This is a genomic window from Ruegeria sp. CRTD044 (assembly GCF_059613485.1).
On the sequence record NZ_JBXWSP010000009.1, the window covers coordinates 74,485 to 86,686 of the forward strand.

The 12,202-nt window shown below is 60.8% G+C and carries 14 protein-coding genes and 1 tRNA gene; 12 read left to right on the forward strand and 3 right to left on the reverse strand.

Annotation, left to right across the window (positions count from 1 at the left end; genetic code table 11):
* The first annotated feature begins 92 nt into the window (after positions 1-92).
* The 3 genes from AC2FNL_RS09365 to AC2FNL_RS09375 all read left to right on the forward strand — a co-directional run bounded on the left by AC2FNL_RS09365 (position 93) and on the right by AC2FNL_RS09375 (position 3,182).
* Complete coding sequence (locus AC2FNL_RS09365) at positions 93-959, forward strand: YihY/virulence factor BrkB family protein (protein ID WP_170338509.1); 867 nt, start codon at positions 93-95, stop codon at positions 957-959.
* Positions 956-2,878, forward strand: a complete 1,923-nt coding sequence (locus tag AC2FNL_RS09370) for a multiheme c-type cytochrome (protein WP_496833275.1) — start codon at positions 956-958, stop codon at positions 2,876-2,878. Before AC2FNL_RS09365 ends, AC2FNL_RS09370 begins: the two co-directional genes overlap by 4 nt.
* A gap of 97 nt (positions 2,879-2,975) precedes the next feature.
* Positions 2,976-3,182, forward strand: a complete 207-nt coding sequence (locus AC2FNL_RS09375) for a hypothetical protein (RefSeq protein ID WP_093962135.1) — start codon at positions 2,976-2,978, stop codon at positions 3,180-3,182.
* On the opposite strand, the gene AC2FNL_RS09380 is transcribed toward AC2FNL_RS09375, so the two are convergent.
* Genes AC2FNL_RS09380 through AC2FNL_RS09390 form a run of 3 tightly spaced genes read right to left on the reverse strand, consistent with a single transcriptional unit; the run spans position 3,183 to position 5,416 of the window.
* Positions 3,183-3,899: an RlmE family RNA methyltransferase gene (locus tag AC2FNL_RS09380; protein WP_170338513.1), complete on the reverse strand. Its 717-nt coding sequence runs from the start codon at positions 3,897-3,899 to the stop codon at positions 3,183-3,185. It lies immediately after the preceding gene.
* Between the two features lie 52 nt (positions 3,900-3,951).
* Positions 3,952-4,287: a hypothetical protein gene (locus tag AC2FNL_RS09385; protein ID WP_496833277.1), complete on the reverse strand. Its 336-nt coding sequence runs from the start codon at positions 4,285-4,287 to the stop codon at positions 3,952-3,954.
* A 16-nt stretch (positions 4,288-4,303) separates the two neighbouring features.
* Positions 4,304-5,416: a Ppx/GppA phosphatase family protein gene (locus tag AC2FNL_RS09390; RefSeq protein WP_093962132.1), complete on the reverse strand. Its 1,113-nt coding sequence runs from the start codon at positions 5,414-5,416 to the stop codon at positions 4,304-4,306.
* Between the two features lie 237 nt (positions 5,417-5,653).
* Between AC2FNL_RS09390 and AC2FNL_RS09395 the strand changes: the two genes are divergently transcribed.
* From AC2FNL_RS09395 to AC2FNL_RS09435, 9 genes are all read left to right on the forward strand, one after another.
* Entirely contained in the window at positions 5,654-5,950 is a 297-nt protein-coding gene (locus AC2FNL_RS09395) for a virulence factor (protein WP_170523652.1), read from the forward strand.
* A gap of 26 nt (positions 5,951-5,976) precedes the next feature.
* Positions 5,977-6,903, forward strand: coding sequence for a methylenetetrahydrofolate reductase (locus AC2FNL_RS09400; protein ID WP_496833279.1), 927 nt, complete (start codon positions 5,977-5,979; stop codon positions 6,901-6,903).
* Between the two features lie 9 nt (positions 6,904-6,912).
* Positions 6,913-7,977: a methyltetrahydrofolate cobalamin methyltransferase gene (locus tag AC2FNL_RS09405; RefSeq protein WP_170403005.1), complete on the forward strand. Its 1,065-nt coding sequence runs from the start codon at positions 6,913-6,915 to the stop codon at positions 7,975-7,977.
* A gap of 109 nt (positions 7,978-8,086) precedes the next feature.
* Positions 8,087-8,160, forward strand: a tRNA-Gly gene (locus AC2FNL_RS09410).
* Between the two features lie 237 nt (positions 8,161-8,397).
* Positions 8,398-8,580, forward strand: a complete 183-nt coding sequence (locus AC2FNL_RS09415) for a Flp family type IVb pilin (protein ID WP_093962121.1) — start codon at positions 8,398-8,400, stop codon at positions 8,578-8,580.
* Positions 8,581-8,760: 180 nt separating this feature from the next.
* A complete protein-coding gene (cpaB, locus tag AC2FNL_RS09420) occupies positions 8,761-9,567 on the forward strand; it encodes a Flp pilus assembly protein CpaB (RefSeq protein ID WP_496833280.1) in 807 nt (268 codons plus the stop codon).
* 19 nt (positions 9,568-9,586) lie between these two features.
* On the forward strand, positions 9,587-11,068 hold the full coding sequence (locus AC2FNL_RS09425) for a pilus assembly protein TadG-related protein (RefSeq protein WP_170538525.1): 1,482 nt from the start codon (positions 9,587-9,589) through the stop codon (positions 11,066-11,068).
* A complete protein-coding gene (locus AC2FNL_RS09430) occupies positions 11,065-11,556 on the forward strand; it encodes a TadE/TadG family type IV pilus assembly protein (protein ID WP_170367137.1) in 492 nt (163 codons plus the stop codon). The genes AC2FNL_RS09425 and AC2FNL_RS09430 overlap by 4 nt, the downstream gene beginning before the upstream one ends.
* Positions 11,553-12,191 carry a TadE/TadG family type IV pilus assembly protein gene (locus tag AC2FNL_RS09435; RefSeq protein ID WP_496833283.1) on the forward strand — a complete coding sequence of 213 codons (639 nt, stop codon included), beginning with the start codon at positions 11,553-11,555 and terminating at the stop codon, positions 12,189-12,191. Before AC2FNL_RS09430 ends, AC2FNL_RS09435 begins: the two co-directional genes overlap by 4 nt.
* The last annotated feature ends 11 nt before the right edge of the window (positions 12,192-12,202 follow it).

Below are 12,202 nucleotides of genomic sequence, written 5' to 3' on the forward strand. Positions count from 1 at the left end.
TGCAATCGGGCCAGACAGTTATTCGGAAGAATCTCGTGCAATTGGCACATTGGCTGGTTCTTCCAACGCGGATTGCAGGCTAGAGTTTCCCAATGACACGTCTTTCGATTCCCGTTTTTGGCCGGTTTGGCCGGGCGCTGTGGCTGGCGGTCCAACGCTTCGGCGACAAAAACGGTTTCGTCATGAGCAGCCATGTGGCGATGTCGCTTATGCTGGCGCTGTTTCCGTTTGTTCTGTTCACCGTCGCTTTGGCCGGATCGTTGTCGCAGGGATATGTGACGGACGAACTGATCGAGTTGATATTCGGTGCGTGGCCACAGGACGTGGCCCAACCCATCGTGGCAGAACTGCGCGCGGTTCTGGACGGGTCGGGTTCCGGTGTGATCACGCTGGGCGGTTTGCTGGCCGTCTACTTCGCCTCGAACGGAGTGGCGGCCGTACGTGCCGCCATGAACCAAGCCTATCATGACAATGACAGCTGGCCATTCTGGAAGACGCGCCTGCTGTGCCTCGGGTTGGTCATTTTGGGCGGAACCGCGATCCTGCTGATCGCGGCGGTTGAACTGGTGCTGCCGGTCTACACACGTCTGGTGTCCGAGAATACTGCCGTGGACGTGGGCGAATGGCTGTCGGTTGACCGTTTGCGGTGGACCTTCACGGTGGCGGTGCCGGCGGGAACGGTTCTGCTGGCCCATTTGATCCTGCCGACCAAGCGTCACCGCATCATGCAAATCCTGCCCGGCGTGGCGCTGACCCTTCTGTTGTGGGCGGCCGGAGGGTGGGGGTTCTCGGTCTATATCGCGCAGTTCGCGACGTACAGCGCCACCTATGCTGGCCTGGCCGGGGCCATGGCCGCGTTGATTTTCATGTATCTGTGCGCCGCCATCCTAATTTTCGGCGCAGAGTTCAATGGCGCGCTGATGGACATCGACAACCAGGGTGAGGTCGGACCTTCATGAGAAATTTGCACCGCATCGCCCGGATCATCGCATTTTCCGGATGCGCCCTGTTGCAAAACGGCGGTTGGGCTTGGGCGCAGGACTATGTCGGCTCGGACGCTTGTCGCGATTGTCATGACGAACAGGTGCAAGCCTGGGCGGGATCCCACCACGCCTTGGCTTGGACAGAACCCACGCCAGACACCGTTGTGGCCGATTTTGATGAAACGACCTTTTCTCATGACGGCATGTCCGTCACGTTTCGGCAGGAGGGGTCGGACTATCTTGCCGACGTGACCGAGAAGGACGGCCAAAGCCAGCAATACAGGGTTCATTCCGTCGCGGGGATTGAGCCGTTGCAGCAATATCTGTTTGAAACCGAGCCCGGCCGATTGCAGAGCTTTGATGTGGTCTGGGACACGCAGGCCGAGCGCTGGTACCACCTGTATCCCGATCAGGACTTGCCGCCAGACGATGGGTTGCACTGGACCGGCCCCTACAAGAATTGGAACGGCCGCTGCGCGGAGTGCCACGCGACAGGGTTCGAAAAGAACTTTCAGCCGCAGACCCAGTCCTTTGCTTCCGACCAGGTCGAGATCGGCGTGGGCTGTGAGGCCTGCCACGGCCCCGGCTCGGCCCATCTGGATTGGACAAAAGGTCAGCCCGCGCCTGCCGGGCTGAACGAGTTTGGCTTTCCTGCCATCTGGGGTACGGGCGACACCGAGGTCGAGATTCAGCAATGCGCCGGCTGTCATTCCCGCCGCGAAGCGATGGAGGACGGAAACCCGCTGCCTGGCACGCCATTCCACGATGCCTACAATCTGGCGCTTCTGCGTCCGGGTCTGTACCAGCCCGACGGCCAGATACTGGACGAGGTCTATGTCTATGGATCGTTTCTGCAGTCCAAAATGTATGCGCAAGGCGTCGGCTGCCTGAACTGCCATGAGGCGCACAGTGCAACCTTGAAAGCCGAGGGCAATGCGGTCTGTACGCAGTGCCATTCCCCGGCTGGCAATCCCGATTTTCCGTCACTGCGAAAGGCGCAATACGACGATCCCTCACACCACCACCACCCGGAGGGAGGCGAGGGGGCGCAGTGCAAAAGCTGCCACATGATCGAACGCCTCTATATGGGCGTGGATGGTCGGCGCGATCACAGTTTCCGTGTGCCGCGCCCCGATCTGGGCTTGGGAGAGGATGCCTGCACTGATTGCCACACGGATCAGGATCAGCCATGGGCCGCCGCCGCCATCAATGACTGGTTCCCGGACTCGGATCACCGTACGCCCCATTTCGGTACGGCATTCGCCCCCGCATTCGCCGGAGAGGTCGAGGACCCGGCCGCGTTGCTGGCAGTTGCTCAGGACGGTGCGCAACCCGGCATCGTGCGGGCGACGGCCGCCTATCTGCTGCAACCCTTTGCGACCCCCGAAATGGCCGAGCAAACAGCAGCGATGCTGACCGATGAAGACCCGTTGGTCCGCGCCAACGCGGCAGTGTTGCAGCGGGCGGCAGGGCTGGACGACAGGGTGGCCCGGCTGTCGCCGCTGTTGTCCGACCCAGTGCGAAGCGTACGCCTGGCCGCTGCCAAAGAGTTCCTGCCCATTCCCGCCGGAGCTTTGACACCCCTGCAGCGCAACAACGCGCGTGAGAACATGGCGGATTGGCAGCGCTCCTTGTCAAACCGTCTGGATTTCCCGGAAACTCATCTGGTCCTTGGGGGGATGGCGCTGACGCTGAGAAACCCTGTCGCCGCCGAACAGGCCTTTCGTCAGGTGGTATCCATGGATCCCCAGCGCGAAGATGCTTGGCCAATGCTGATCCAACTGGCCCAAATCAACCGCGGCACGGATGCAGCCCGCCAGGTATTGGAGGAGGGTCTTCGGACTCTGCCGGACAGCCCAGCGCTTCAGGATCTTGCGCGGCAGCTAGGCCGGTAGGCCGGCATCGAAGCGACGCAGTTGCGCCATTTTGCAGTCCTATTTACGGGTCAACATCCATGGTCAAGGCATTGACCAGTTCAGGATGTGGAAATCCATGTTGTATTTGAAACGCCCGTCGACCAAGCTCGACCAACCTGTGGCCACGCGCCGGGTCTCGCTGGATCAGCGGATCGACGAGTTGCGCAACAAGCCGGCCACGTATCTCAACCATGGCGAGGCGTTGCTGCTGCAGGGGATGGCGGCGGCGTCGTTGCGGCCGCAGCGGATTGTAGCCGACAAGATCGCGTTGGACGACGACTGATCAGCCCCGAAAACCGGTTGCCACCACGAATTTTTCCGAACTGTCCGACCGTGAAGCTGGCGGTTTGACGTTTGCCACTTTGTCGAACTTCTGCTTCAGCAGTTTCTGCAGATCACCCTCGGCGCCACCGGCCAGAACTTTTGCGACAAAGGTTCCTCCGACCTCCAGCACGTCAAAGGCGAAGTAGGCAGCGGTTTCGCACAGCGCCATGATCCGCAGGTGGTCGGTCTGCTTGTGCCCGGAGGACGCGGCGGCCATGTCCGACATGACAACGTCGGCCTTGCCGCCAAGCCACTGTTTTACCTTCTCGTCGGCATCGTCTTCCATGAAGTCCAGAACGTGGGTTTCGGCACCCGCCACGGGCTCGACCTCTTGCAGGTCGACGCCCAGAACCGTCCCGATCCGCTTGCCCGATTTCTCGCCCAGCGCATTCACGCGTTTGACCGCGACCTGGCACCAGCCACCGGGCGCGCAGCCTAGGTCGACCACGCGTGCGCCGGGAACCAAAAAGCGGAACTTGTCGTCCAACTCCAGAATCTTGTAGGCCGCGCGACCCCGATACCCCTCGGCCTGCGCTCGCTTGACATACGGGTCATTCAGCTGCCGCTCGAGCCAGCGGGTCGAGCTGAGCTTGCGTCCGCGCGCGGTCTTGACCTTGACCTTCAGGTCACGCTGCCCGCGTCCCGAAGTGTTTTTGCCGCTGGGTTTCTTGGCCATTGAAAAGGTCTCCTGAAGACTGCGAGGCCTTTACCCGCTTGTTCATGTGGCATCAAGCCGATGATATCGACCGCTCCATCAATAGCAGATCGGGCCAGGGCGTAGAAATACCAAATGCCACCCATCCAAGACGGTTCAAGAGCTTCCCGCCGAGGGTGCCAGATGTCGGCGGTGGGCTCGAAAAACTGTGCAGCAGTTCTAGCGCCTTTGCCGAGTCGACCGCTGGCACGGCGATCCCAATGCCGCCAATCGCCAAAGCATAGTGCGGAACGGTGTTGGCGATGTGAAAACCCGGGCTGAACACCTTGAACCCGGCAGCCTCAAGCGCACAGATCGTGGTTGCAGCCGTCGAAACCCGGTAGGCGATCGCTATGGTCGCAAGCGGCATGCAGCGCAGAGCTTTCTCAAAACGGCCCGTCTTCCAGGACGCCATCGGCGCTCATCTGTGCATAAAGCAAACCCTCGCGCAGCCCGCGGTCCGCCACCGAGAGGCGGTCGGTCGGCCAGCAGCGCAACAGCGCCTGCAAGATGGCAGATCCGGACATGATCAGGGCCTGCCGGTCCTCGCCGATGCGCGGATCGCGACGGCGGCCTTGAGGGCCAAGCTCCAGATAGCCGCGAATGACCTTGTCGATCTGATCGCTGGTCATGCGCAGGCCGTCCACCTTGGTCCGGTCATAGCGTTTCAGGCCCAGATGAGAGGCAGCGACTGTTGTGACGGTGCCGCTAGTGCCAACGATCTGAAACCCCTCGCGGGCCTGTTCGTCCTTATAGGGCGCAAAATCGGCGAGGTTTTCTTCAAAAAACCAACTCATCAGGGCAAAGCGGGCAGCATCGTCTTCGACATCGTGGAACTGATCGCGCAGTGTGGCGACGCCCAGTGGAACGCTGATCCAGTCCACCACCTTGGCGGCGGGAAAGGGACTGTCGACGGTGTGAAACCCGTTATGCAGCCGCATGATCGCCGTTGAACGGTCGCGTCGCGGAACCGAGGACAGGTCAATCCAGACCAGCTCGGTCGAGCCGCCGCCGATATCGACGACCAGCAACTGCTCGGTCTTGGTGCTGACCAGCGGAGCACAGGAAATGACCGCCAGACGGGCTTCTTCCTCGGGTTGGATGATTTCAAGGGTCAGGCCAGTCTCACGCTTCACCTGCCGGATGAAGTCGCGCGAATTCCGGGCGCGGCGGCAGGCCTCGGTCGCCACCAGCCGCATGCGCTTGACCTTGTTGCGCTTCAGCTTCTGCTGGCAAATGCGCAAGGCTTGAATGGTTCGCGCCATCGAGGACCGCGACAGCCGTCCGGTCCTTTCAAGCCCCGAGCCCAGTTGCACGGACTTCGAGAAGCTGTCCACCACATGGAACCCGCTGCCCTTGGGCTGGGCGATCAACATGCGGCAGCTATTTGTTCCCAGATCCAGCGCAGCATACAGGGCGTCTGGATCGGGTCTTGCCGGCGCGGGGCTTTCGACCACCTTCGGGAACGCGCCCGCACCTTTGGGACGCTTGGGCGCCATCGTCACGCCCTCCGATTTTCGAGTTACCCCGACCTTAGGTCGCGGGCGCGCGTCGTGCAAGACGCTCATTAAAGTCATGAGGATTTTGATGGACCCCGACACTGGAGAAACCGGTGCAGGGCCTGTATCCCGAATTGCAAAACGTCGCTGGAAAAGCCCCGGGTGTCGAAATCCGACCGACCCGGCCCCACATAGCCGTTTAGAACCGGACCATCTGGTTAGGAGGAATCAAGACCAATGCCTGACGTCACCATCGTTTACTGGCGCGACATCCCCGCTCAGGTCATCGTGGGCAAGGGCCGCCGTGGCGCAAAACGACAGTTGGATGTGCGGTTCGAGCAAGCCATCGACCGCGCCGCCATGAAGGTGAACGCCAAGGACAGTGATGCCTATCTGGCCGAGTGGCGCAAAGCCGAGCCGTTCGAGGTTGAGGGCGACCCTTCCGAGATCGCCGAGGCTGAAGCGTTGCGTCTGGAAACGGAATACGATCAGGACCGCATCAAGGCTCTGATCGCAAATGACGGTTGGGCATGAGCCCCAGATCTTTATGGGAGGCCGCAATGGCTTTGCTGAACTTCAAGAAACGTGATGCGGCCGATAAGGCCCCGGTGAACCCGACCGTCGAAGCCTTCTTGCAGGGTTATTCGATCGAAGTCATGCCGCGTACTGCCGAGAAGGTCGAGGATTTCCGCGACCTGCTGCCCGAAGGCACGCGTGTCTACATCGCTCATATCGAAGGCACGCCGATCGAGGACATGGTGCGCACTGCCAAGCGGATCGCGGCCGAGGGCTATCCGGTCATGCCGCATTTCCCGGCCCGCATCATCAAGGACGCGGCGACGCTGGGGAACTGGATCAACATGTACCAGGGCGAGGCGGGCGTCGATCAGGCGTTGCTGCTGGCCGGAGGCGTTGCCAAGCCCCATGGCGAGTTCGACAGCTCGATGCAGTTGCTGGAAACGGGCCTGTTCGACAAGGCGGGCTTCAAGCGCCTGCACGTCGCAGGTCACCCCGAGGGCAACAAGGACATCGACCCGGACGGTTCCACCAAGAATGTGGACGAGGCATTGCGTTGGAAGCAGAAATTCAGCGAAACCACCGACGCCGAAATGGCGCTGGCCACCCAGTTTGCCTTTGACGCCAAGCCGATCATCGCATGGGCCGACGGTCTGAAGGCGGCCGGGATCGACCTGCCGATCCATATCGGCATCGCCGGTCCGGCCAAGCTGCAGACGCTGATCAAATTCGCGATCGCCTGCGGTGTGGGCCCGTCGCTGAAGGTGCTGCAGAAGCGCGCCATGGACGTGTCCAAGCTGCTGCTGCCCTACGAGCCGACCGACGTGATTACCGAATTGGCCCAGCACAAGGCGGCCAACCCCGACTTCAACATCACCAACGTACACTTCTTCCCGCTTGGCGGCATCAAGACCAATGCCAACTGGGCCATCGAAAACGGCGGCGCCTCGGCGAAGCCTGTAAACGCTTAAGGACCGGACATGACCCGTACAGTCGTAGAATCAAAGACCAAAACCGCGATCATCGGCTTCGATCAGCCGTTCTGCGTGATTGGCGAGCGGATCAACCCCACCGGCCGCAAGAAGCTGGCCGCCGAGCTGGAAGCGGGCGATTTCTCGACCGTCGAACAGGACGCGCTGGCGCAGGTCGCGGCCGGGGCGACCGTGCTCGATATCAACGCAGGCGTGGTTTACAACTCGAACCCCAACCCGAACGAGACCGAACCGCCGCTGATGCGACAGATCGTCGAGCTGGTGCAGGGTCTGGTCGACGTGCCGCTGTGCATCGACAGCTCGGTTCCGGGTGCGTTGGAGGCCGGGCTGGAGGCCGCCGAAGGCCGCCCGCTGCTGAACTCGGTCACCGGTGAGGAGGACCGCCTGGAACTGGTTCTGCCGCTGGTCAAGAAATACAACGTGCCGGTCGTGGCGATCTCGAACGACGACACGGGCATTTCCGAAGACCCCGACGTGCGCTTTGAGGTTGCCAAGAAGATCGTTCAGCGCGCGGCCGACTATGGCATTCCGGCCCACGACATCGTGGTGGACCCGCTGGTGATGCCGATCGGCGCGATGGCTACTGCCGGCCAGCAGGTCTTTGCCCTGGTACGCCGCCTGCGCGAGGAGCTGGGCGTGAACACCACCTGTGGCGCGTCCAATATCTCGTTCGGTCTGCCGAACCGTCACGGCATCAACAACGCCTTCCTGCCGATGGCGATGGGCGCGGGCATGACCTCGGCCATCATGAACCCGGTGGCGCTGCCGGTGACGCAGAAGAAGATTGCCGAGAAAAAGGCCGAGGTTGCCGCGGCGGGCATCATCCTGCCCGACGGCATGGACGACGAAACCTTCGTTCAGATGTTCGGTCTGGGTTCGACCAAGCCGCGCGCCGGCAAGGAAATGGAGGCCATCCGCGCCGCCAACCTGCTGACCAACAACGACCCGCATGGCGGCGAGTGGATCAAGTTCAACAAACCGGCCGATGCTGCTGGTGCCGAAGGCGAGAGCGCACGTGGCCGCCGGGGCGGTGCTCGACGTCGCCGGGCCTGAACAGGCTGCTTTGTCAACGGGCCGGGCAATCTGCCCGGCCTTTTTGTTTGCCGCGCTGATCGAAGCATCTTGAATTCGGCGAAGGACGGGTGATATTCAGCACCGAGCGGCGGGTATGATGTAATGGTAGCCTGTCAGCTTCCCAAGCTGAACGCGCGGGTTCGATTCCCGCTACCCGCTCCAAAACACTTTGATATTGGCCCGCTTGAAGCTCAAAAGCTGAGGTTGACTCGCGCCATTTCGCGCCAAAATCCCGCCACAAAAAAGCCAAAATGAACGAATTCTCGCGTTAAACGGGAAATCCTTTTCGTTTGTGGGGAGGTTTGCCAGATGCGGGCTCGCTACGATTTGAACTGACGGGGGAACCCTCGTTCCTGTGCGAAATTCGCACATTAATGAGTACAAACTGGAGTTCAAATCATGTCGAAGGCAATTCGTAGTCTTTTTATTCGTCTGCGCCGTGACGAGCGTGGCGCCACTCTTGTCGAATACGGTATCGCACTGTTCATTGCGATCGCTGTTGGCGGGACCCTGCTGACCGGTCTGGGCGGCACAACCAACACCAACTTCAATGACGCCAACACGGCTGCGACACGGCCGTAATCCTGCTGTTTTAGCCTGAAAAGCAACTGGTTTTCCGCCGCGAGGACGGCGGGAAGCCAGAAACAACCCAGTCTCGGCATTCGGCGTCCCGCGTGACTCAGTTTCGGCCGAGGCTTGGCCCCACGTTTTCAAAATGACCGCCCCGGCTATTTGGAGGGATCTATGCGATTGAAATCCTTGATGATGACTATTCTTGGCGTGGGTCTGGCGGGTGGCGCCGTGATGATTGCGCAGGAGCAGCTGAGACGGAGCCAGGCCGCCGCTGATCCGACAATCGTTCGCGTGGTCGCCGCAGCAGAAGAGATCCCGTTCGGATCTCCGATTGAAGGTCACAAGTTGACAGCCATCGACTGGCCGGCGGATTCTGTGCCGGCAGGTGTGTTTACAAGTTTCGAAGATGTTCTGCCCACAGCAGGTGTCGACCCGCGACGCGCCAAGCGCGCGTTGGCGCAGGGTGAAATCCTTTTGGCGTCAAAGGTTTCTGACTTCGGTGAGAAGGTCACCATCGTTCAGACCTTGGGCGAGAACAATCGTGCAATGGCCATCAATGTGGATGCGCAGACCGGTGTTGGCGGGTTCGTCACACCAGGTGACTTTGTTGATATCGTGCTGACGCAGGGCAAGAACGAGTCGCTGCGGGCGGTGACGATCCTGCAAAACATCCGTGTCATTGGTGTTGATCAGACGGCTGATGAAGATGTCGACCAGCCCGGGATTGCCCGAACGGTGACTGTCGAAGTCACGCCGGACCAGGGACAGCGGTTGGCATTGGCTCAGAAGGCTGGGCAACTCAGCCTGTCGCTTCGGTCGCTGCATATCCAGGAAGACAAGCCGTTGGAGGCCATCCGCCTCAGCGACATTCTGCTTGAAAAGTCGCCGGTTGCAGAGGGCGCGCCCAAGCCGATCGTGAAGGTGCGTCGGGGCACCACGGACGTCCAGGAAGTTCCTGTTGCCGGCAACCCCGCGAATGCAACCGTGTCCAACTGATCGCTCTCGAGGTCTGTTCATGCCCACGCTGCGCAACATAAAGGACGACGAACAGGGGACCATTCTGGTTTTCGTCGGAATTTGCATGACCGTGATCGTTGGCATGGCGGCGCTGACCTTTGATCTTGGGCGACTGGCTTCTACGCAGACCGACCTGCAGGCTTATACCGATCACGTGGCTCTGGCCGCCGCCGGAGAACTGGATGGCGGTAGTGATGCGATCACACGCGCCACGGCCGCTGCAGCCGGAATGATCGAAGACTCCCAGTTCTTTGCCGAGGGCAGCCAAGATCTGGGGACGGCCGCAGATTATTCGCTGCGGTTTCTGTCGGGACTGCCCGATCCTGCCGCCGATCCGGATGACAATGATCCAGTCGATGGGTTTGTGACGACCGATCCCGCTCTGGCCGTTCTGGTTGAGGTGACCGCGACCCCTAGAACCGTTTTCCTTCCGTTCGGTCGGGCGCTCGCTGACTTGTTGGGCGTCACGCGTCCGGATGAGGATGTCGAGGCTGTCGCGATTGCGGGTTACACCCAATATGCCTGTGATGTGACGCCGTTGATGTTCTGCATCCCTCCCGGTTGGACCGCGAATGCAAACAAAGGGTCAACCATCAAGTTGCGCACTGGAGGTAACGGTGCCGCTTGGGGGCCGGGGAATTTTGGTTTCCTCGACCCGACGGACATCGGCATAAACCCCAACGGTCCTTGCGCGGGGCAGACCGGATCAAAACTCTATATCTGCCTGATCGCGGCGCATGGGAACCTGACGCAATGCGTGTCTCAGCGCGGTGTAGATACCGAGCCCGGTCAGCGCAATGGCATTGGCAGCGCAATCTACAATTCACGGTTCGATATTTTCCACTCGACGATGAGCAAACTCAAGAATGATGAAGATTATGCGCCCGGACCGCAGGTCATCGCGGGCTGGGAAAACTCTGGCGGAAGCTGTCTGAAGAACAATCCCGAGGTTTCGACCGACTCGATGCCGTTTCCGCCCGACGATTGCTTCGCCGCCGGCACCTGCGCGCATGGCGGCCGTTTTGGAAACGGTGTCTGGACCTCCGGCAAAGCGGCTTATCTGGACATGAACTATGGCGACGGCCCCGCCAACGATCTGACGCCACACCCGCTGGGCAACCCGACTGGAAACACGCGATACGAAATGTATCTCGACGAGATCGCCAGGGCTGGTACGGGTGATGTGCTGTTCGGGCGCAGCGAGTCCGGCCGCCCTCAATGCGCGAGCACAACGCTGGACGATCCTGACCGCCGCACATTTATCGCAGCCGCCATAAACTGTGGTGCCAATCCGGTCGCGGGACGCGCGGAGAACGTTCCGGTCCAGGAATTTGTCAAGGTTTTCCTGATCCAGCCGCTCGAAGAATCTTCGGGGACTGATTTTGACATCTATGTCGAGGTGGTCGAGCAGGTCGGTGGTGGAGTAGGTGGCAGCAGCGATGATGGCATTTTTCGCGATGTCGTGAGGTTGTATCGATGACTCGGCTCGTTCGACATATCCGACGGTTGCGGTCGTGCGAGGCCGGCGCCCCGATGGTCGAGTTCGGGATCGTACTTCCGTTGATCCTGCTGTTCTTTGCCGTGATCATCGAAGGTGGGCGTATCACCTGGATTCATCAGGCAACGTCGGCCGGGGTGCGCGATGCCTCGCGTATGATCGCGCGGATCGCGCCGTTGGACTTGTGCGCAGCGGGCGGAGTCGGCAGCTATGACGCTCTGGCCACGGACATCGTCCAAAACCAGTTGGGCGGTTCGTCGATCATGCCGCATGGCACAACCGTCATCGACGTCACGCCGCGCTGTATCTCGAGGGCTGGCGTGTACCGGATCAATCCGACTTCGGTGGTCGAGGTCACGGCTCAGATCCGGATCGAGTACCTGTTTGGAAATGTTTTCAGCCTTTTCGGGGCAGTGCTGGGGCCTCTCGACACCGAGATCTCGGACCAGAGCCGGGTGTTTGGGGTATGACGGGTAACCTGCATATGCTGCGCGCTTTCTGGCGCCGTGAACATGGATCGGCACTGGTCGAGCTGGGCATGGTCGTTCCGTTGTTCCTGGTGCTCGTGTTTGGAATTCTCGAGTACGGACGGCTCTACTGGTCCACGACGATGGCGCAGAAAGCGATGCAAAAAGCCTCACGGCTTGCCACGGTCGGGCCGCCCCTGTGTGGCGCGATGCCGGCCACGCACACGCTGGCCGGTGGCGCCCCCGCAACAACCAAGTTCGGCGCGCTGTGCCGCAGTGGCAGCATCTGCGCCACTCCGAACCTGCCGGCGCCGTGTAAGCTTGACGCATCAACCGCCTATGGCAGCCGGATCTGGGACGAGATCGAAATGCTGCTGCCGCCCGGAGCCACCGCGGCAAATGTGCAAATCACCTATTCGCACGATCCTCGTCTTGGTTTTCTTGGTGGACCCTATACGCCGGTAGTTACAGCCGAACTGGTAAACCTGGACTACGATTTCGCGCTGCCAATTGGGCCGCTGGTCGCCCTTGCTGCTGGCAACCCTGCCATATCCGCCAGTAGCCCCAACACCATTTCAATCCCAACGATGAGCACATCCGTCCCGGCCGAGGATCTTGCCATCGGTGCCGTTGAGTAAGGAGAAGAGTC

Bases quoted from the DNA above. Each gene is read 5' to 3' on its own strand.
- cpaB (WP_496833280.1), top strand. From the start codon at position 8,761: ATGATGACTATTCTTGGCGTGGGTCTGGCGGGTGGCGCCGTGATGATT.
- AC2FNL_RS09395 (WP_170523652.1), top strand. From the start codon at position 5,654: ATGCCTGACGTCACCATCGTTTACTGGCGCGACATCCCCGCTCAGGTC.
- AC2FNL_RS09385 (WP_496833277.1), bottom strand. From the start codon at position 4,287: ATGCCGCTTGCGACCATAGCGATCGCCTACCGGGTTTCGACGGCTGCA.
- AC2FNL_RS09425 (WP_170538525.1), top strand. From the start codon at position 9,587: ATGCCCACGCTGCGCAACATAAAGGACGACGAACAGGGGACCATTCTG.
- AC2FNL_RS09375 (WP_093962135.1), top strand. From the start codon at position 2,976: ATGTTGTATTTGAAACGCCCGTCGACCAAGCTCGACCAACCTGTGGCC.
- AC2FNL_RS09435 (WP_496833283.1), top strand. From the start codon at position 11,553: ATGACGGGTAACCTGCATATGCTGCGCGCTTTCTGGCGCCGTGAACAT.
- AC2FNL_RS09370 (WP_496833275.1), top strand. From the start codon at position 956: ATGAGAAATTTGCACCGCATCGCCCGGATCATCGCATTTTCCGGATGC.
- AC2FNL_RS09400 (WP_496833279.1), top strand. From the start codon at position 5,977: ATGGCTTTGCTGAACTTCAAGAAACGTGATGCGGCCGATAAGGCCCCG.
- AC2FNL_RS09405 (WP_170403005.1), top strand. From the start codon at position 6,913: ATGACCCGTACAGTCGTAGAATCAAAGACCAAAACCGCGATCATCGGC.
- AC2FNL_RS09415 (WP_093962121.1), top strand. From the start codon at position 8,398: ATGTCGAAGGCAATTCGTAGTCTTTTTATTCGTCTGCGCCGTGACGAG.
- AC2FNL_RS09365 (WP_170338509.1), top strand. From the start codon at position 93: ATGACACGTCTTTCGATTCCCGTTTTTGGCCGGTTTGGCCGGGCGCTG.
- AC2FNL_RS09390 (WP_093962132.1), bottom strand. From the start codon at position 5,416: ATGGCGCCCAAGCGTCCCAAAGGTGCGGGCGCGTTCCCGAAGGTGGTC.
- AC2FNL_RS09380 (WP_170338513.1), bottom strand. From the start codon at position 3,899: ATGGCCAAGAAACCCAGCGGCAAAAACACTTCGGGACGCGGGCAGCGT.
- AC2FNL_RS09430 (WP_170367137.1), top strand. From the start codon at position 11,065: ATGACTCGGCTCGTTCGACATATCCGACGGTTGCGGTCGTGCGAGGCC.